At 60.1% G+C, this 17,664-nt stretch carries 18 protein-coding genes and 1 other RNA gene; 10 read left to right on the forward strand and 9 right to left on the reverse strand.

The features are described 5' to 3' along the window. Nucleotides 1-6 precede the first annotated feature (6 nt). Nucleotides 7-486: a sn-glycerol-3-phosphate transporter gene (locus Q1W15_RS18585; protein WP_300730856.1), complete on the reverse strand. Its 480-nt coding sequence runs from the start codon at nt 484-486 to the stop codon at nt 7-9. 230 nt (nt 487-716) lie between these two features. On the opposite strand from Q1W15_RS18585, the gene Q1W15_RS18590 reads away from it, so the two are divergent. From Q1W15_RS18590 to Q1W15_RS18600, 3 genes are all read left to right on the forward strand, one after another. Beyond that, entirely contained in the window at nt 717-1,364 is a 648-nt protein-coding gene (locus Q1W15_RS18590) for a gamma-glutamylcyclotransferase (RefSeq protein WP_300730857.1), read from the forward strand. Nucleotides 1,365-1,503: 139 nt separating this feature from the next. After that, nucleotides 1,504-2,190, forward strand: a complete 687-nt coding sequence (locus Q1W15_RS18595; RefSeq protein WP_300730858.1) for an energy transducer TonB — start codon at nt 1,504-1,506, stop codon at nt 2,188-2,190. A gap of 148 nt (nt 2,191-2,338) precedes the next feature. After that, nucleotides 2,339-2,743: a flagellar basal body-associated protein FliL gene (locus Q1W15_RS18600; RefSeq protein ID WP_300730859.1), complete on the forward strand. Its 405-nt coding sequence runs from the start codon at nt 2,339-2,341 to the stop codon at nt 2,741-2,743. 59 nt (nt 2,744-2,802) lie between these two features. On the opposite strand, the gene Q1W15_RS18605 is transcribed toward Q1W15_RS18600, so the two are convergent. The 4 genes from Q1W15_RS18605 to Q1W15_RS18620 all read right to left on the reverse strand — a co-directional run bounded on the left by Q1W15_RS18605 (nt 2,803) and on the right by Q1W15_RS18620 (nt 8,225). Beyond that, on the reverse strand, nt 2,803-3,921 hold the full coding sequence (locus Q1W15_RS18605) for an ABC transporter permease (RefSeq protein WP_300730860.1): 1,119 nt from the start codon (nt 3,919-3,921) through the stop codon (nt 2,803-2,805). Beyond that, nucleotides 3,921-6,653, reverse strand: a complete 2,733-nt coding sequence (gene rbbA / locus Q1W15_RS18610) for a ribosome-associated ATPase/putative transporter RbbA (RefSeq protein WP_300730861.1) — start codon at nt 6,651-6,653, stop codon at nt 3,921-3,923. The genes Q1W15_RS18605 and rbbA overlap by 1 nt, the downstream gene beginning before the upstream one ends. Beyond that, on the reverse strand, nt 6,650-7,615 hold the full coding sequence (locus tag Q1W15_RS18615) for an HlyD family efflux transporter periplasmic adaptor subunit (protein ID WP_300730862.1): 966 nt from the start codon (nt 7,613-7,615) through the stop codon (nt 6,650-6,652). Before Q1W15_RS18615 ends, rbbA begins: the two co-directional genes overlap by 4 nt. 136 nt (nt 7,616-7,751) lie before the next feature. After that, nucleotides 7,752-8,225 (reverse strand): EVE domain-containing protein, encoded by a 474-nt coding sequence (locus Q1W15_RS18620; protein ID WP_300730863.1) that lies wholly within the window; start codon nt 8,223-8,225, stop codon nt 7,752-7,754. A gap of 195 nt (nt 8,226-8,420) precedes the next feature. On the opposite strand from Q1W15_RS18620, the gene Q1W15_RS18625 reads away from it, so the two are divergent. Further along, nucleotides 8,421-8,570 (forward strand): hypothetical protein, encoded by a 150-nt coding sequence (locus Q1W15_RS18625; protein ID WP_300730864.1) that lies wholly within the window; start codon nt 8,421-8,423, stop codon nt 8,568-8,570. A gap of 43 nt (nt 8,571-8,613) precedes the next feature. On the opposite strand, the gene Q1W15_RS18630 is transcribed toward Q1W15_RS18625, so the two are convergent. The 4 genes from Q1W15_RS18630 to Q1W15_RS18645 form a co-directional block, all read right to left on the reverse strand. Next, nucleotides 8,614-9,219, reverse strand: coding sequence for a 5-formyltetrahydrofolate cyclo-ligase (locus tag Q1W15_RS18630; RefSeq protein WP_300730865.1), 606 nt, complete (start codon nt 9,217-9,219; stop codon nt 8,614-8,616). A gap of 88 nt (nt 9,220-9,307) precedes the next feature. Beyond that, nucleotides 9,308-9,485, reverse strand: a non-coding RNA gene (gene ssrS, locus Q1W15_RS18635) — 6S RNA. A 31-nt stretch (nt 9,486-9,516) separates the two neighbouring features. Beyond that, nucleotides 9,517-9,846, reverse strand: coding sequence for a cell division protein ZapA (locus Q1W15_RS18640; protein WP_300730866.1), 330 nt, complete (start codon nt 9,844-9,846; stop codon nt 9,517-9,519). Then, nucleotides 9,843-10,052: a TIGR02449 family protein gene (locus Q1W15_RS18645; protein WP_300730867.1), complete on the reverse strand. Its 210-nt coding sequence runs from the start codon at nt 10,050-10,052 to the stop codon at nt 9,843-9,845. The genes Q1W15_RS18640 and Q1W15_RS18645 overlap by 4 nt, the downstream gene beginning before the upstream one ends. Nucleotides 10,053-10,185: 133 nt before the next feature. On the opposite strand from Q1W15_RS18645, the gene Q1W15_RS18650 reads away from it, so the two are divergent. The 6 genes from Q1W15_RS18650 (at nt 10,186) to Q1W15_RS18675 (ending at nt 17,537) form a co-directional block, all read left to right on the forward strand. Next, nucleotides 10,186-10,740: a YecA family protein gene (locus Q1W15_RS18650; protein WP_300730868.1), complete on the forward strand. Its 555-nt coding sequence runs from the start codon at nt 10,186-10,188 to the stop codon at nt 10,738-10,740. A 29-nt stretch (nt 10,741-10,769) separates the two neighbouring features. Then, entirely contained in the window at nt 10,770-12,104 is a 1,335-nt protein-coding gene (gene pepP, locus Q1W15_RS18655) for a Xaa-Pro aminopeptidase (RefSeq protein ID WP_300730869.1), read from the forward strand. Further along, nucleotides 12,101-13,288, forward strand: a complete 1,188-nt coding sequence (gene ubiH, locus Q1W15_RS18660) for a 2-octaprenyl-6-methoxyphenyl hydroxylase (protein ID WP_300730870.1) — start codon at nt 12,101-12,103, stop codon at nt 13,286-13,288. Before pepP ends, ubiH begins: the two co-directional genes overlap by 4 nt. 83 nt (nt 13,289-13,371) lie before the next feature. Beyond that, nucleotides 13,372-14,589, forward strand: coding sequence for a 2-octaprenyl-3-methyl-6-methoxy-1,4-benzoquinol hydroxylase (locus tag Q1W15_RS18665; RefSeq protein ID WP_300730994.1), 1,218 nt, complete (start codon nt 13,372-13,374; stop codon nt 14,587-14,589). Between the two features lie 165 nt (nt 14,590-14,754). Beyond that, on the forward strand, nt 14,755-15,756 hold the full coding sequence (locus Q1W15_RS18670; RefSeq protein ID WP_300730871.1) for an extracellular solute-binding protein: 1,002 nt from the start codon (nt 14,755-14,757) through the stop codon (nt 15,754-15,756). Between the two features lie 164 nt (nt 15,757-15,920). Continuing rightward, complete coding sequence (locus Q1W15_RS18675; protein ID WP_300730996.1) at nt 15,921-17,537, forward strand: iron ABC transporter permease; 1,617 nt, start codon at nt 15,921-15,923, stop codon at nt 17,535-17,537. Nucleotides 17,538-17,664: the final 127 nt, after the last annotated feature.

Raw genomic sequence — 17,664 nt, forward strand, 5'->3', positions numbered from 1 at the left:
GGTGTCTTAAAAGCGCACGCCGGCGTTAACCATGGCGGCATTGAAGCCGAGCAACACCAGCTCGGCGGCTACCGGCCCGTAATGCACGCCCACGGAGGGGATAATCACCGGCGCAACGCCGAAACGGTTGAGCGGGATCTTGTCCTGATACTTGCCGTGATAGCCCTCAATCAAACCGCCGGTCAACTTCAGATAAACCGGGTACGTGTCGCTGTCAAAGCGTTTGCCGGCGTAGGCGTAATACGAACGCTGACGGAAAGAGTTTCTGAACGTCGCCCCGCCGACGAGCCATTTTGAGGCATCGTTGTATTCAAGGCCGATCAAGTCCTGATGATTGTTGTGTTCCGGGTCGGGCGAAAAATGCCGGGTGTACACACTGGTTTGCACAAACCAGAAGCTTTTTTCTGACGAGGGCGTGACTTCTTGGGCCATTACGGTGCCGGTAACCGCCAATATTCCCAGACAATAGCGTCCGATTTTTCTCATGGGGGTGCCCCTCTTGGCTGTTTGGGCATACGCCTGAGGGGCGGCAGTGTACAGAGGTTTGCCTGAAAGTAGTCTGAACCGGCTCTCTGATGACCGATGGCTCTAGGTCGGGTTATGGCGAGGCTTGGCCATACGTCGAGCCACGCGGGCGATTTGTGTTTGAGTGCTATAAGCTTTAAAGGCTACTGTGTGTACATCATGTAATGCTTGTAGGACTTCTACCTTCCGTCATGACTGTTATTGAATCGGCCTGCCTTAGCTCGACGTACCCCCCGCAACTTGATCTTGGGGCACCTCTGACCCCTGAACAACTCCAGCAATCGTTGCATGCCACCATGGCTCGCCACCAAGGGGGACCGATCTGGTTGTTTGCCTATGGCTCGTTGATCTGGCGACCGGAGTGCTCGGCGGTCGAACGCGTGCGGGGTCGGGTACATGGCTACCATCGCGGGTTGTACTTGTGGTCGCACGAACATCGCGGTACCCCGCAGTTTCCGGGGCTGGTGTTCGGCCTGGACCGGGGCGGTTCCTGCAGCGGGTTTGCCTATCGCTTGCCAGAAGAAAACCTGGACGCTGCGCTCCATGCCTTATGGCTGCGCGAAATGCCAGTGCCCTCTTATCGGCCGCACTGGCTCAGTTGTCGCCTCGAAGATGGCAGCCAGGTACAGGCCTTGGGCTTTGTGCTGGAGCGGCATTTGCCCAGCTATGCGGGCAATTTGCCAGACGGCGTACTCAGTCAGGTGCTGGCCAATGCCTGCGGGCGTTACGGCACAACGCGCGATTACGTAGAGCAGACGGTCAGCGCCCTGCGCAGCCATGCCATGCCCGATCGCAACCTGGAAGAGCGGCTCAGGCGTTGCGTGCCAGACGCGCCTTAGGCCATGGCTGTCGATCTGATCGGAGCTCTCTCACGACCGTCTCGGAGGTCGTGAACTGATAAACCTTGTGACACATTAATACCATTCATCCCCTCTGCGCCCACCTGGACGCAGCTTGGTGCAACCCCGGGGGGTGGTGATGAAGTATGCGATTGTGGTCGTTTTGCTATTTGTGGCGTTGAGTGTGTGGGCGCACCCTCCTGCCCCCGTGATTGAATACCAGCTTGACCCGCAATACCCGGCAGAGCTGCTGCGGGCCGGGTTAAGTGGGGAGGTGCGGGTGCGGTTCATGGTCAATGCGGCGGGTGAAGTGCTTTCGCCGCACATCCTCTACAGCACTCATCCTGACTTTGCCGGGGCGGTGCTCAAGGTTATCCCGCTGTGGCGGTTTGTCCCCCGGACGTTGAGCCAGAACCCCCCGGTAGACACCGAAGTCACGACGGCGCTGGTGTTTAATGCCACCTCGCATGTGCCGGGGCGGGGGCATACGCCGCCAGAACTGAGCATTGCCAAATGCCTGCACCTGAACCGCGAAATCGAAAGCTATGTGCGGCGCAACATCAATATGCCGCTGGCTGAACTCAAGCTGTTTCGCGCCACGCGCAGCCGTCTGATTGACGGTTATGTGCAAGGCAAATACTCCAGCGATCAGCTTTCCAGCGGCTTGTACGCGCTTTCGCTGGTGAGCAAGAGCGTCACCAAGCAATGCCTGGGTAAGGCCAGCCATTCGTTTGTGCACATGTTGCCGGGCAATGTTCAGGGATTGCTGAAGGCCGGGAATGTGAAGGTGGGCGTCATGGAAGCGAAGCCCGGCACGGGCAACTGACGAGAATCTGCGGGCCTTTGTGCCCGGCCGATAACGTCAGCAGTGCCTGTTGTGCCGGGCGCAAGAACCTGCGCGCAACCACCGTTGCCCTTGGGCCGTTGTCGGACGCCCTGTATGCTTGGCCTCACCCCGGACAAAGGAGCGAATTGTGAAAGCGTGGATCGTGTGGATGTTGGCTGCGTGCTTGCCCATGGCAGCGGTTGCCGAGGAGTCGGCTGACGGCGCGGCCAAGGTCGCCTACCTCACCCTAAGCCCGCCATTTGTCGGCAACTACGGCCTGGACGGCAGCCAGAAGCTCAAGGTGTATAAAGCGGATATTTCGTTGCGTGTGACAGGGCCGGAAGCGGCCAAGGCACTCAAGGACAATGAGCCGTTGATTCGCAATCAGTTGGTCATGTTGTTTGCCCAGCAGCCCAGCGACGGCATGAGCAGCGTCGAGGCGAAAGAGAAGCTGCGCCAGGAAGCGTTGAAGCAGGTCCAGCAAGTCATGACTGACGAGACGGGCAAGCCGGTGGTTGAGGACCTGCTGTTCAATAACCTGATCGTTCAGTAAGCCCGCCACCCTGCAGGCACGAGCGTTGCTCGACGCCTGCCGGGTTTGTACAGGCTGAGCTAAGACGCCAGGCTTTTGCGGAACCTCGCCAGCGCAATCGCAAAGAACACCAGCCCGATCCCGGCCAATGCCAGCAAGTCTGGCCACACCACATCAACCCCGGCATCGCGAAACAGGATCGCCGCGCTCAGGCTCACAAAGTGTGTCGACGGCGAACACTGCATCACCCATTGCAACCACACCGGCATGCTGTCCAGCGGCGTGCTGCCGCCCGACAGCAACAGCATGGGGATGATCACCGGTATGGCCAGCAAGCCAAACTGCGGTGTTGAACGGGCGAGGGTCGCCAAAAAGATACCCAGTGCGGTACTGGCAAACAGGTACAGCGCGGTGACCATCAAAAACAGTGTCAGCGACCCGGCCAACGGCACGCCCAGCGCCCATTTGACCACGACCTCCAGCGACACCCAGGTGCACAGCACCACCACCAGCATGTTGCTCCAGATTTTTGCCAGCATGATTTCCAGCGCCGTCAGCGGCAGCACCAGCAAGTGGTCAAGGGTGCCGTGCTCGCGTTCGCGCAGCAACGCGGTGCCGGTGAGTACGATGGCCAGAATGGTGATGTTGTTGACGATCTGAATCACCGCCAAAAACCAGCCACCTTCCAGGTTGGCATTGAACAGTGCGCGGCTGCTGATCAAGGCGGGTGTTGCGGCGGCTGCACTGCCTTGGCCGCTGTAGTTAAGCAGTTCGCGTTGGAAGATCCGGCCGATATAGCCCGCGCCCATAAAGGCCTGGCTCATGGCGGTGGCATCGACGTTGACTTGTACGCTGGGGCTGCGTCCGGCCAGCAAGTCGGCCTGGAAATTGGCCGGTACGTTAATCACGAACGTGTACTGACCACCGTCCATCGACTGGTCCAGTTGGTCATACGCCAAGGCCTGCGGGGCTTTGAACTCGGGCGGTAGCAGCGACTCAGTCAGCTTGCGTGAAAGCGGGCTGTGGTCTTCATCGACAATGGCGACGCTGGCGTTGTGCACGCCGATGATCGAACCGGCGGCGGGCATGTAAATCGCCACGGTAAAGGCGTACAGCAAGAACAGCAGCAGTACGCTGTCGTGACGCAGGCTGGTCAGTTCTTTCAGGCCAAGGCGCAGGATGTGCGAGAACGTATGCATCAAACCTCCTGCTTCTTGAGCATGACCAAGCTGAGCCCGGTAAACGCGACAAAGAACCCCAGCAGCGCCAGGCATTGCGGCCACAACTGGCGCAAGTCCAGCGCTTTAGTGAAAGTGCCGACGGCAATGTCGAGGAAGTACCCGGCCGGAAACAGCATGCCCATCAGCGCCGCCGAGCCGTCCAGCGACGAGCGCGGTACGATCAGGCCGGAGAACTGGATGGTCGGCAGGCTTGTGATGATCATCGTGCCCAGAATGGCTGCGATCTGGGTGCGGGTGAACGCTGAAATCAGCAGGCCCATGCTGGTGGTCGCCAGCACGTACAGCAGCCCGCCCAGCGCCAGTGTCAGGCCGCTGCCCTTGAACGGTACGCCAAACAGCCAGCGGTTCATCGCGACCAGCAGCGCCAGGTTGATCAGGCTCACGGCCAGATACGGGGCCTGCTTGCCCAGCAGAAACTCCAGTCGGGTAAGCGGGGTGGCGTAGAAGTTGGTGATCGAGCCCAGCTCTTTTTCGCGCACGATGCCCAGCGCCGTGAGCATTGCCGGAATGAACGCCAGAATCAGCGCCATCACGCCGGGGCCGATGGCGTTCACACTGATCACGTCCTGGTTGTAGCGGAAACGGGTTTCGAGCTTGGCCGCTGCCAGCCGGTTTTGCGCCTGGCTGCTTTGGGCGGCCAGTTGCTCAAGGTTGGCCTGATGCACTGCTTCGACATAGCTGCGGCTGGTCTCGGCGCGAAAGGGCATGCCGCCATCCAGCCACGCCGCCACCGTGGGCTGGCGGCCGGCGTACAGGTCACGGCCGAACCCCGGCGGGATTTGCAGGGCAATTTTGATTTCGGAACGTTGTAAGCGCTTGTGCAATTCGTCGGCGCTCTGGATGGGCGCGTGCTCGTCGAAATACCGTGAACTGCGAAACGCCTCAAGGTAAGCGCGGCTCTGGGGGCTTTGATCCTGGTCGTATACGGCAAAGGCGAGGTTCTCGACGTCCAATGAAATGCCGTAGCCGAAAATCACCATCATGAACACCGCCCCCAGCAGGGCGAAGGCCATACGCACTTTGTCGCGCAGCAGTTCCTTGGATTCGCGGCTGGCCACTGCCAGCAGGCGCAACAGGCTGAAGCCGCTTTTGCTCACAGGCGGTGGCGTGTTGACGGGTGGGCTGACGGGGGGGTCTACCGGCGCGTCCGGGGTGGAACCCTGATCGCCTTGTGCCTGCTCAAGGCAGGTCACAAAGGCGGCCTCCAGGGTTTCGCCGTGGAACTGCTGTTGCAGCGCATCCGGCGTATCGCATGCCAGCACCTTGCCCGCGTGCATCAACGAAATGCGGTCGCAGCGCTGGGCTTCGTTCATAAAGTGGGTGGACAAAAAGATCGTCACCCCTTGCTCACGCGACAGCTCGATCAGCAAACGCCAAAAGTCATCCCGTGCCGCCGGGTCAACGCCCGATGTGGGCTCATCCAGGATCAGCACTTCGGGGCGATGGAGTACCGCGACGGCCAGTGACAATCGTTGGCGCAGGCCCAGCGGTAATTCACCGGACTGTTGATCGGCAATGTCGCCCAGGTCAAAGCGCTCAATCAGCTCTTCAATGCGCACTTGGCTATCTGCCTTGGGCAAATCGAACAGCTGGGCATGCAGCACCAGGTTTTGCCGCACGCTCAACTCGCCATACAGCGAGAAGCTCTGCGACATAAAGCCCACGCGCTTGCGGGTGGCCAGGTCCTTGGCGTTAACCGGGTTGCCCAGCAGCTTGGCGCTGCCTTCCGTGGCTGGCATCAGCCCGGTCAGCACTTTCATGGTGGTGGTTTTGCCGCAGCCGTTGGAACCCAAAAAGCCGAAGATTTCGCCTCGGCCAATGGCGAAACTCACCTTGTTGACGGCTGTAAAGTCGCCGAACTTGAGCGTCAAGTCGTGGGCTTCGATGGCGATGTCGCTGTTGTCGTGGGTGCGCGGCGGGATCACCAGGGGTTCATTGCTGTGGCCGCTGTCCCCTTGATGGTGAGTGAAGGCTTCGTCCAGTTTGCCGCTGGGTGTAACGGCCGCCAGCGCCTGGCTCAAGCCCGCAGCAATCAGGGTGCCACGGTCCAGCATCAGGCAATGCTCGAACTGCTCGGCCTCTTCCATGTAGGCGGTGGCCACCAGCAGCGTCAGTTGGGGACGTTGACTGCGCACGTCTTCCACCAGCTCCCAGAAGCGGCGTCGGGACAGTGGGTCAACACCGGTGGTGGGCTCGTCGAGAATCAGCAAGTCGGGTTCGTGAATCAGCGCACAGCACAGCCCGAGTTTTTGCTTCATGCCGCCCGACAGTTTGCCCGCCGGGCGTTCGGCAAAGCGCTCCAGGTCGGTGGCTTTGAGCAGTTCGGCCATGCGCTGTTCGCAGTCGTCCTTCGACAGACCAAACAGCGTGCCGAAAAAGCGAATGTTCTCGGTGATCGACAACTCCGGGTACAGGTTGCCGCCCAGGCCTTGCGGCATAAAGGCGATCAGCGGGTACAGGGTGTTGCGGTGGCGGCGGTTATCAATCGGGCCGCCGAGCACCTCAAGGGTGCCCTGCTGGAGTTTTTTGACCCCGGCGATCAACCCGAGCAGGCTCGATTTGCCTGCGCCGTCCGGCCCGATCAACCCACATCGCGTGCCTTTGGGCAGGCTGAAGGTGATGTCGAGAAGCGCTTGTTGTTTGCCGTACCTGTGACTGATGCCACGGGCGTCGAGCGCCAGGTCAGTCATTGCAGGTTCGCCGGCCAGTCCACGTCAGCGGTTCGCACATAGCCTGCGCCAGGCATCCCCGGCTTGGCCTGCGGCACAGCGGCGGGGTCTGTCAGGCGCAGTTTGATGCGGAACACCAGTTTTTGCCGCTCGTCACGGGTTTCAACTTCTTTGGGCGTGAACTGCGACTTGGCCGCCACGAAGGCGATTTTGGCGGGCAGTGCTTGGTCGGGCAGGGCATCGAGCACGATACGGGCGTCTGCACCCACGGTGAGTTTGCCGACCACCGAGGCGGGCAAGTAGAGGTTCATGTACTGATCGCTGGGGTCGATCATCATAAACACGCGGCCACCCGCGCCCAGGACCTCGCCGGGTTCGGCCAGGCGTAATTGAATAATGCCGTTGATGGGCGCACGCAGGCTGCTGTCCTCGATCTCGCTGGTGAGCTGCGCCACCTGCGCCTGGCTCGACACAATGGCCGCTCTGGACGCGGCGACTTGCGCCTGTGCCGCGGTCACGGCGGCGCTGCTGGTATTGAACCGCGCTTGTTGTTGGTCGAGTTGCTGGCCGCTGGCGAAGCCGCGCTGGGCCAATTGGCTAAACCGCTTGAGTTCCTGGCTGGCCAGCAACTTTTCGCTTTGGCGCAACTGCACGTTGGCTTCATTGGCCGCCAGCGCTTCGCGGGCTCTTTGCACTTCGGCTTCAGCCTGGGCGCGGGTGGCTTCCAGAGTGCGGGTGTCCATGCGGGCCAGCAACTGGCCCTTGGTCACGCGGTCACCTTCGTCGACCAGCACTTCGGCCAGGCGGCCCGGAATTTTGGCGGCGATCTGGACTTCGGTGGATTCGAGACGACCGTTACCCATGCTGATGCCTTCGGGGAGGCGGTCGTGCTGGGATTTCCAGTAACCAAAGCCGCCGGCCGCCACTAACAAAATGACCAAAGGAATAACGAAATAATGGGAAATGCGGTGATTCGAAGACATGCCGACATCCTATGTCACAGAGCGCTCTAGTTTGATGGTTTCAAGGCGCGAGGCACTTGATGCCAATCAAAGGAAGATCAGAGCGTAGCCGCTAATACAGATTCAAGCTGCAAGATTTCAGCGTCAAGCGGCAAGTTTAAGCTGACCGCTCACCCCGTGTAGCTTGAAGCTCTGCGATAGCAGCCCACTCTTCGGCTGTTACAGGCATCACCGATAAGCGACTGCCTTTTTGCACCAGTGGCATTTGCGCCAGTGCACTTTGCTGTTTCAGGTAGTCGAGCTTGATGACGTTGGGGAAGGTTTGCACGTGGGCGACATGCAGTGCGCTCCACGGGTTTTTTTCGGGGCTGGCCTTGGGGTCGAAATAAGGGCTTTCAGGGTCGAGGGCGGTTGGGTCCGGGTACGCAGCCCGAACAATGCGACCAACGCCGGCAATGCCCGGCTCGGGGCAGCTGGAGTGGTAAAAGAAAAACGTATCGCCCTCGGCCATCGCCCGTATGAAATTACGCGCCTGATAGTTGCGAACGCCGTCCCAACGGGCTTCTCCGAGGGTTTGCAGGTCTTTGATGGAGAATTCGTCAGGCTCGGATTTCATCAGCCAATAGGCCATTTTTACGGCTCCTGTGGTGCGGTCAGATTATTTTGCCGGGCAACCGCTGGTAAACCGACAGTCGGTTGAAGACGGCGTTTGCGTGTCTGTTCGTGTTGCCTCAGAATGCCGGGATTTTAAGCTTGACGCTGCTGCACGGCCTATACCAAAAACCGTTGCTGTCATCGCGTTGGTTTGCCTGAAGGGGGGCAATCGATGAAACGCAAACCGGATTTACTGTGGGTGCTGGTTATTTTGTTCGGTTTAGGCGTGGTGACAACCGGTTATGCGCAAAGCCTCTGGTCTCATTCGACCGATGCGCCGATTGAATTGGCGCAACAGCAAGTACAACCTTTCAAACGTTGAGTGTTACGCCATCGGCATCGCGTTTACCGTGATGCCGCCAAGGTCATTGGGCGACATACCATTGTTTGTCCGAGACCGTGCCCTGTAACGGCACATCCCAACTGGCCTGAGCCAGACTTCCGACTTTTTGACACTCGTGGGCCAGCCCCAGCAGCGTCGGCTTGCGCCAGCTTTGGCGACGCGCTTGGTACGCCAGGCTGCGGTCATAAAAACCGCCGCCCATGCCCAAGCGCCCACCCGTGTCATCAAACCCCACCAGCGGCAACAGCACCAGGTCCAGTGCCCAGACTTTGCGTTGGCGTGCGGGGTTGATGCGTGGTTCGAGAATTCGGAAGCGATTGGGGATTAATTGCTCGCCGGGGCTGATGCGCTGAAAGACCATTTTGGTTCTTGGCCAGGCATTGAGTACGGGCAAGTACGTGATTTTGCCGCGCCGCTGGGCTTCGCGCAGCAGCAGGCGAGGGTCTATTTCACCGTCAGTGGGCAGGTACAGCGAGATGTGTTTGGCGCGGCGGAACAGCGGGTGTTGCGCCAGTTGCCGGTAAAGGCCACGGGCGGCCTGGCGTTGCTGACAGGGCGTCAGCTCGCGGCGAGCCTTGCGCAGCAGTCGGCGAAGTTGCGGGCGTGTGGGCGTCGCAGGTTCGGTCATGATGGCGTGCTGTTCAGGCTCGAGTGCGCCGCAACGCGGTCTCGCAGAAAATCAATGCCAGCCAGTGGCTGGCATTGACCAAGAAATCAGGCTCCCCGACGTACCGCTGTCGGCTTGGCCCTTGAACCCGAAAGTTCAAGGTGGAAGTTGCAGTAGACCTTAAGGCTTTCCGTCGAGCGGACATGCACACCGGTCCAACGTGCAAGCTCCAGGGTAGTGCGAATCGGCTCAGGGACATCGCTAACTGGCGAATACTCCAGGGAGTGACGCGAGTATACCCCAAAGAAACGTTTTGAATCAGCTTTGGCGTTCGTTCGGATCAGTGGCCAGTACCAGGTCGACGCGATCGAGCAGGTCGCGCACCTGTTCACGGGTGGCGGTGCTGGGCTGAACATCGACAGTTTTCTGCGGGTCGTTCTGTTTGTGCAGCAGGTCGTGGGTGATGTTGAGTGCGGCCATCACGGCGATACGGTCAGCACCAATGACTTTTCCGCTGCTGCGGATCTCACGCATCTTGCCATCCAGATAACGGGCGGCATTCACCAGGTTGCTGCGCTCTTCCTGGGGACACATGATCGAGTATTCTTTATCGAGGATGTGGACGGTGACGCTATTGCTTGAACTCATGAGTCTTGCTCCAGGGCTTTGAGGCGCGAAATCATCGATTCCACCTTGTGTCGGGCGATTTCGTTTTTTTCAATGAGGTGCGCGCGTTCCTCGCGCCAAGTCTTTTCCTGAGCAAGTAAGAGTCCGTTTTGACGCTTAAGTTGCTCGACTCGGCTAATCAACAGTTCAAGTCTAGCCATCAGTGCATGCAGGTCGGTGTCTTCCATATGTGTCCTACTGTGTCTTTTCTGATGGAGAGTGACTGCCAGGCATTGACGCCTTGATGGTCTGGCTCGTCTGCCGATGCTAGGATACAAGGCCTTCATTCTAGACATAGCGCCGCTTGGCGCATAGCTGACCATGCCTATCCAGAACTCTCCGTACCAAGCCTTTGCCACCCTGCTGACCAACAGCGGGTATAACGTGTCGCCTGCCGAACTGCATGGCCTGTTGCTGGGCCGCAGTTGCGCCGGCGCTGGCTTTGACCACGCCAGTTGGCTGGAAGCCGCCGCCGAACTGCTCGAAGGCGAGATCCAGGACAACGTCCGCAATGCCCTGATCGGTTTGCAAGAAATGGTCAAAGGCGAGCTGACCAGTGACGACATGACGGTCGTGCTGCTGTTGCCGACGGACGACGCGCCGCTGACCGAGCGCGCCGCTGCCTTGGGCGAATGGTGCCAAGGGTTTTTGACCGGCTTCGGGCTGACCCGCCGTGAATACGCCCTGAGCACCGAGGCCTCCGAAGTGCTGCAGGACCTGGCTGCCATTGCTCAGGTGCAGGATGCGCTGGAAGAGTCCGATGACGGCGAAAACGACTATATGGAAGTGATGGAATACCTGCGCGTTGCGCCGCTGTTGCTGTTCACCGAAACCAAAAAAACCGATGAGTCGGCCGCCAAGCCTTCGCTGCACTGATTGATCGTCAAGAGGGAACCTGTCTGCCCATGATCCATATCCCGAAGTCGGAATACACCCGTCGCCGCAAGGCGCTCATGGCGCAGATGGAGCCCAACAGCATTGCGATTCTGCCCGCTGCGGCCGTGGCCATTCGTAATCGTGATGTGGAACATGTGTACCGCCAGGACAGTAACTTTCAGTACCTGAGCGGCTTTCCCGAACCGCAGGCCGTGATCGTACTGATCCCAGGCCGTGTTCACGGCGAATACGTGCTGTTTTGCCGTGAGCGCAATGCCGAGCGAGAGTTGTGGGACGGTTTGCGCGCCGGCCAGGAAGGTGCCATTCGTGACTACAACGCTGACGATGCCTTTCCGATCACCGATATTGACGACATTCTGCCTGGGTTGATTGAAGGCCGTAGCCGGGTGTATTCGGCGATGGGCAGCAACCCCGAATTCGATCGCCACTTGATGGAGTGGATCAACAGCATTCGCGCCAAGGCCAGCCTCGGGGCCCAGCCGCCTAACGAGTTTGTTGCGCTGGATCATCTGCTGCATGACATGCGCCTGTATAAATCAGCGGCAGAGATCAAGGTCATGCGCCATGCGGCGCATATTTCTGCGCGTGCGCATGTGCGGGCGATGCAAGCCAGCCGCGCCGGTTTGCATGAATACAGCCTTGAGGCCGAACTGGATTACGAGTTTCGCAAGAGCGGGGCAAAAATGCCGGCGTATGGCTCAATCGTTGCCTCTGGCGACAACAGTTGCATCCTTCACTATCAGGAGAACGACGCCCTGCTCAAAGCGGGTGATCTGGTGCTGATTGATGCTGGCTGTGAGATCGATTGCTACGCCAGCGACATCAGCCGCACGTTTCCGGTGAACGGTCGGTTTTCTACCGAGCAAAAAGCCATCTACGAACTGGTGCTGGCCGCGCAACACGCGGCTTTCGCCGAAATTGCGCCCAATAAACACTGGAACCAGGCGCACGAAGCAACGGTTCGTGTCATCACGGCGGGGCTGGTGGACCTGGGGCTGCTGCAGGGCGATGTCGATGCGTTGATTGCCAGCGAAGCCTACAAGGCCTTTTACATGCACCGCGCCGGCCACTGGCTGGGGCTCGATGTGCATGATGTGGGCGAATACAAGGTCGGCGGAGAATGGCGGGTGCTGGAAGTCGGGATGACCCTGACCGTGGAGCCCGGTATCTACATCAGCCCGACGAATCTGGATGTCGCGAAAAAATGGCGAGGCATTGGCGTACGGATTGAGGACGACGTGGTGGTCACTAAACAGGGTTGTGACATTCTGACCAGCGACGTGCCCAAAACGGTCGCTGAGATCGAAGCCTTGATGGCGGCGGCCACAGTGAGTGCGGCATGAGCCGAGTCAACCTGGCGATTATCGGTGGCGGCCTGGTGGGTGCAAGCCTGGCGCTGGCATTGCAGGCCGGGGCCAAGGCGCGTGGCTGGAAGATCGTACTGATCGAGCCGTTCGCCCCCGGGAACAGTTTTCAGCCGAGTTATGACGCCCGCTCTTCAGCGCTGAGCTACGGTGCGCGGCTTATCTATGAGCGCCTGGGCGTGTGGGCGAGCCTCAGCGAACGGGCCGAGCCCATCAAGGACATTCACGTGTCCGACCGCGGGCGCTTCTCGACGGCGCGCTTGTCTGCCCGTGACGAAGGCGTTCCGGCACTGGGCTATGTGGTCGAAAACGCCTGGCTGGGGCATTGCCTGTGGAAAGGGCTCGACCCGGACGTCATCCAGTGGCGTTGCCCGGTGGAGGTCACTCAACTGCAGCCGCTGGAAAATGGCTACCGCCTGAGCCTCAATGATGACACCACGCTCGATTGTGATCTGGCCGTGCTGGCGGATGGCGGCCGTTCCGGGCTGCGCGAGCAGTTGGGTATTCACGTAAGCAAGCGGCCTTATGACCAAAGCGCGTTGATCGCCAATATCACACCCAGCCAGCCCCATGAAGGCAGGGCATTCGAGCGCTTTACCGAGGAAGGCCCGATGGCCTTGCTGCCGTTGCCCGACAACCGTTGTGCCTTGGTGTGGACGCGGTTGGGGATGGATGCACAGCGCTTGGCCGAGTTGGATGAGCGCCTTTTTCTCAGTGAGTTGCAGGGCGTGTTCGGCTACCGCCTGGGTACGCTTAAACATGTCGGGGCGCGGCATTTGTACCCCCTCACGCTGATTGAAGCGCAGGAGCAGGTACGCCCGCATTTGGTGGTGCTGGGCAACGCGGCCCACAGCTTGCACCCGATTGCCGGCCAAGGTTTTAACCTGTCGTTGCGCGATGCTCAAGCCCTGGCCGAGACACTGCTGGCGAGTGATAAAACGCCCGGTGACCTGGCCACGCTGTTGAGTTATCAACACCGTCAGGCGCTTGATCAGACGCTAACCATCGGTTTCTCGGATCAAGTCACGCGCTTGTTTGGCAGTGACCAGACGCTGATTTCATTCGGTCGCAACCTCGGTTTGCTGGGCCTCGATTTACTGCCCCCGGCCAAACGCTGGTTTGCCCGCCAGGCGATGGGCCTGGGAACGCGCGCTGACCCTTGATGACCGGGGCGCGAGCGCCCTATGTCGATCCTTTTTTTCAGATGCGGCGTACGCCGCTCACGAGACAGGCTTAAAGCATGGAAATGCGCGCAGATCTGCTGATTGTTGGGGCCGGAATGGTCGGAAGCGCCTTGGCGCTGGCGCTCAAGGACAGCGGGCTAAAGATCTTGCTGCTCGACGGCGGTTCGTTGAGCGTGAAAGCGTTCGACCCGCAAGCACCGTTTGAACCCCGTGTCAGTGCCTTGTCGGCGGCCAGCCAGCGTATCCTCGGCCGCCTCGGTGCTTGGGACGGCATCGTTGCCCGTCGTCTTGGCCCGTACTCGCACATGCAGGTATGGGAGGGGAGCGGCACGGGGCACATCCACTTTTCTGCGGCCAGCGTGCATGCCGACGTTCTGGGCCACATTGTCGAAAACCGTGTGGTGCAGGATGCCTTGATTGAGCGTTTACAGGGCACAGGTATTGAAATGCTGGCCAATGCCCGAATGGAACAGATGCGCCGTTCGGGCGACGACTGGCTACTCACATTGGCCGACGGCCGCACCCTGCGGGCTCCGCTGGTAATTGCCGCCGATGGGGCAAACTCCGCTGTGCGCCGGCTCACCGGTACCGAAACCCGCGAGTGGGACTATTTGCACCATGCCATTGTCACCAGTGTGCGCTGCGCCGAACCCCACCAGCACACCGCCTGGCAGCGCTTTACCGATGACGGCCCGCTGGCTTTCCTGCCGCTGGCGCGTGACGGCCAACAGGACTGGTGCTCGATCGTGTGGTCGACCACACCGGAGCAGGCTGAGCACCTGATGGCGTTGGACGACGCAGGGTTTTGCCGTGAGCTGACGTTTGCCTTTGAAGGGCGACTGGGCGATGTGGTGAGCGTTGACCCGCGCGTTTGCGTGCCACTGCGCCAACGTCATGCCAAGCGTTATGTGGCGCAAGGGCTGGCGCTGATTGGTGATGCGGCGCACACCATTCACCCGCTGGCCGGGCAAGGCGTAAACCTGGGCTTTCTGGATGCCGCGGTGCTGGCGGATGTGCTGATGCACGCGCTTGACCGGGGTGAGGCGCTGGCGGATGTGCGCGTATTGAGCCGCTTCGAACGGCGGCGCATGCCGCATAACCTGGCACTCATGGCCGCGATGGAAGGTTTCGAGCGCCTGTTTCAGGCCAACTCACTGACGGCGCGCCTGGTGCGTAATACCGGGCTGAAATGGGTCAATCAAATGCCTGAAGCCAAAGCCCTGTTTGTGCGCCAGGCGCTGGGCTTGAGCGGCGACCTGCCACCCTTGGCCAGACCCTGACGGCGGCAGGAGCGAGCTTGTTTTTAAGATCAAAAGATCGCGAGCAAGCTCGCTTCTACGGTTGCTTTGCAACATCTGGTTACGCCTCGGGGGCGAGTTAGGTTGAGCTGGCAAATGTGATTCACTACCATTTACACCCGTTTCGCATTGAGAGAGACCGCTCCCATGTTGGCACCCAAGCGTCTACTGACTGCCCTGGCCCTTACCGTGTTCGCGAGCAGTGTGTCTGCCGCCGATGAGGTGGTGGTTTACTCCTCGCGTATCGACGAGCTGATAAAGCCGGTCTTTGATGCCTACACCGCCAAGACCGGCGTCAAGGTCAAGTTCATCACAGACAAAGAAGCACCGCTCATGCAGCGCATCAAGGCCGAAGGGCAAAATGCCACGGCTGACCTGCTGCTGACCGTTGATGCAGGCAACCTGTGGCAGGCCGAGCAAATGGGCATTCTGCAGCCGCTCAAGTCCGATGTGATCGACAAAAATATCCCGCCGCAATATCGCTCTTCGTCCCACGAGTGGACAGGCTTGAGCCTGCGCGCCCGTACCATCGCGTACTCCACCGATCGGGTAAAACCTGAAGAACTGTCCACCTACGAAGCCCTGGCAGACAAAAACTGGGAAGGCCGGCTGTGCCTGCGCACGGCGAAAAAGGTCTACAACCAGTCGCTGACCGCCACCATGATTGAAGTCAATGGCCCCGAGAACACCGAGAAAGTGCTCAAGGGCTGGGTGAACAACCTGTCCACCGACGTATTCTCCGATGACATTGCGGTGCTTGAAGCGATCAACGCCGGGCAGTGCGACGTCGGCATCGTCAACACCTACTACTACGGCCGTCTGCACAAGCAGAACCCGAAGCTGGCGGTAAAACTGTTCTGGCCCAATCAGGCGGACCGTGGCGTGCACGTTAACTTGTCGGGCATCGGCCTGACCAAATATGCGCCGCACCCTGAAGCCGCCAAGGCGCTGGTAGAGTGGATGACCACCCCTGAAGCGCAGGCGATTTTTGCGGGCACTAACCAGGAGTTCCCGGCCAACCCAAGCGTTGCGCCGTCCGCTGAAGTCGCCAGCTGGGGCAGCTTCAAAGCCGATGCGTTGCCGGTTGAAGTGGCAGGCAAGCGCCAGGCTGAAGCGATCCGCATGATGGACCGCGCAGGCTGGAATTGATTAAGCAATACGACGCATAGATTTTGTAGCCGCTGTCGCAGGCTGCGATAAGGCCCGCCAGGCCTTCGCTCTTGAACGAGTGGGGCCGCTATGCGGCCCATCGCAGTTTGCGCCAGCGGCTACTGGGTTTGAGTATCACTGCAACCGCTTTCCGAGAGTTCTTCGTGGCCCATCCCGCCCAACGTCGTTGGTACCCGCTGGTTTTTGGCATTGCTGCTTTGGTGCTACTGCCGCTGAGTGTTTTGTTGTTGTCCTGGCAAACCCTGGATGTCCAGATCTGGAGCCATCTGTGGGACACACAAATGCCGCGTCTGTTGGGCAACACCCTGACGTTGATTGTTGGCGTAGGGATTGGCGTGACGCTGCTCGGCGTGAGCCTGGCGTGGCTGACCAGCCTGTGTGAATTTCCCGGCAGGCGTTGGCTCGATTGGGCGTTGATGTTGCCGTTTGCGATTCCTGCTTACGTGCTGGCGTTTGTCTTTGTCGGCCTGCTGGATTTTGCCGGGCCTGTGCAAACCCTGCTGCGCGAGTGGTTTGGCATGGGCTTGCGATTGCCACGGGTGCGCTCCACGGGGGGCGTGATCATCGTGTTGATCCTGGTGTTCTACCCCTATGTTTACCTGCTGGCACGTACCGCGTTTCTGGCCCAGGGCAAGGGGCTGATGGAGGCGGCACGCGTGCTGGGGCAAAGCCCGTGGCAGGCATTCTGGCGCGTGGCCTTGCCGATGGCCCGCCCGGCCATTGGTGCCGGGGTCGCCTTGGCGTTGATGGAGACCCTGGCCGACTTCGGTGCGGTGTCGGTGTTCAACTTCGACACCTTCACCACCGCCATTTACAAAACCTGGTATGGCTTCTTCAGCCTCTCAACGGCTGCGCAACTGGCCAGCTTGCTGTTGCTGGTGGTGATGGTGGTGCTCTACGGCGAACGCCGCGCGCGCGGTGCCAGTCGCGCCAGTAACGAACGCCCCCGGGTCAAGGCGTTGTATACCTTGAGCGGCCCCAAAGCCTGGCTGGCCAGTGGCTGGTGTTTATTGGTGTTCGCCTGTGCGTTTGTCATCCCGATGCTGCAATTGGTGGTGTGGTTTTGGCAGCGCGGGCGTTTCGATCTGGATGAGCGTTACACCGGCCTGATCGTGCACACGTTGTACCTGGGGGGCATGGCGGCGCTGATTACCGTCTGCGTGGCGCTGGTGCTGGCGTTTGCACGGCGTCAGGCACCCACCCGGGCCATTCGTGCGGGGGTCAGCCTGGCGAACCTGGGGTATGCCTTGCCGGGTTCGGTGCTGGCCGTGTCCATCATGCTGGCGTTCAGCTACCTGGATCGTGAGCTGGTGATTCCCGTTTCCGGTTGGCTGGGCGGGGCGGGCAAACCGCTGTTGCTGGGCAGCTTGTCGGCGCTGTTGCTGGCGTATCTGGTGCGCTTTATCGCGGTGGCCTATGGGCCGCTGGAAAACAGCTTGGCGCGTATTCGTCCTTCCTTGCCCGAGGCCGCGCGCAGTTTGGGCGTGAGTGGGCCACGACTGTTTTTCAAAGTGTATCTGCCGTTATTACTGCCAGGCACGTTGAGCGCGGCCTTGTTGGTGTTTGTGGACGTGCTCAAGGAAATGCCGGCCACCTTGCTGATGCGTCCGTTCGGGTGGGACACACTGGCGGTGCGTATCTTTGAAATGACCAGCGAAGGCGAATGGGCCCGTGCCTCGCTGCCAGCCTTGACGCTCGTGCTGGTAGGCCTGTTGCCAGTGATCGGGCTGATTCGTCGCTCGGCCCATCGCAACGGTTAGGTGCCAGCCTTCCGTCATACGGCTACAATGCGCGGCATTCGGTGCGGTCTGTCTGTCAGGCCAGGTTCTCTGTTAAACACGGCGCGGTCTTTTTAACAGACCGTGTGTGCACAACAAGCCTGTCCGC

It is taken from the genome of Pseudomonas sp. (assembly GCF_030150285.1).
In the GTDB taxonomy this organism is placed as follows: domain Bacteria; phylum Pseudomonadota; class Gammaproteobacteria; order Pseudomonadales; family Pseudomonadaceae; genus Aquipseudomonas.

What these genes read in the sequence shown, in the direction of transcription:
- Q1W15_RS18620 (WP_300730863.1), bottom strand. Translation starts at nt 8,225, where the DNA reads ATGGCCTATTGGCTGATGAAATCCGAGCCTGACGAATTCTCCATCAAA.
- Q1W15_RS18650 (WP_300730868.1), top strand. Translation starts at nt 10,186, where the DNA reads ATGCCTATCCAGAACTCTCCGTACCAAGCCTTTGCCACCCTGCTGACC.
- rbbA (WP_300730861.1), bottom strand. Translation starts at nt 6,653, where the DNA reads ATGACTGACCTGGCGCTCGACGCCCGTGGCATCAGTCACAGGTACGGC.
- Q1W15_RS18670 (WP_300730871.1), top strand. Translation starts at nt 14,755, where the DNA reads ATGTTGGCACCCAAGCGTCTACTGACTGCCCTGGCCCTTACCGTGTTC.
- Q1W15_RS18630 (WP_300730865.1), bottom strand. Translation starts at nt 9,219, where the DNA reads ATGACCGAACCTGCGACGCCCACACGCCCGCAACTTCGCCGACTGCTG.
- ubiH (WP_300730870.1), top strand. Translation starts at nt 12,101, where the DNA reads ATGAGCCGAGTCAACCTGGCGATTATCGGTGGCGGCCTGGTGGGTGCA.
- Q1W15_RS18625 (WP_300730864.1), top strand. Translation starts at nt 8,421, where the DNA reads ATGAAACGCAAACCGGATTTACTGTGGGTGCTGGTTATTTTGTTCGGT.
- Q1W15_RS18615 (WP_300730862.1), bottom strand. Translation starts at nt 7,615, where the DNA reads ATGTCTTCGAATCACCGCATTTCCCATTATTTCGTTATTCCTTTGGTC.
- Q1W15_RS18665 (WP_300730994.1), top strand. Translation starts at nt 13,372, where the DNA reads ATGCGCGCAGATCTGCTGATTGTTGGGGCCGGAATGGTCGGAAGCGCC.
- Q1W15_RS18595 (WP_300730858.1), top strand. Translation starts at nt 1,504, where the DNA reads ATGAAGTATGCGATTGTGGTCGTTTTGCTATTTGTGGCGTTGAGTGTG.
- Q1W15_RS18590 (WP_300730857.1), top strand. Translation starts at nt 717, where the DNA reads ATGACTGTTATTGAATCGGCCTGCCTTAGCTCGACGTACCCCCCGCAA.
- Q1W15_RS18645 (WP_300730867.1), bottom strand. Translation starts at nt 10,052, where the DNA reads ATGGAAGACACCGACCTGCATGCACTGATGGCTAGACTTGAACTGTTG.
- Q1W15_RS18585 (WP_300730856.1), bottom strand. Translation starts at nt 486, where the DNA reads ATGAGAAAAATCGGACGCTATTGTCTGGGAATATTGGCGGTTACCGGC.
- Q1W15_RS18605 (WP_300730860.1), bottom strand. Translation starts at nt 3,921, where the DNA reads ATGCATACGTTCTCGCACATCCTGCGCCTTGGCCTGAAAGAACTGACC.
- pepP (WP_300730869.1), top strand. Translation starts at nt 10,770, where the DNA reads ATGATCCATATCCCGAAGTCGGAATACACCCGTCGCCGCAAGGCGCTC.
- Q1W15_RS18640 (WP_300730866.1), bottom strand. Translation starts at nt 9,846, where the DNA reads ATGAGTTCAAGCAATAGCGTCACCGTCCACATCCTCGATAAAGAATAC.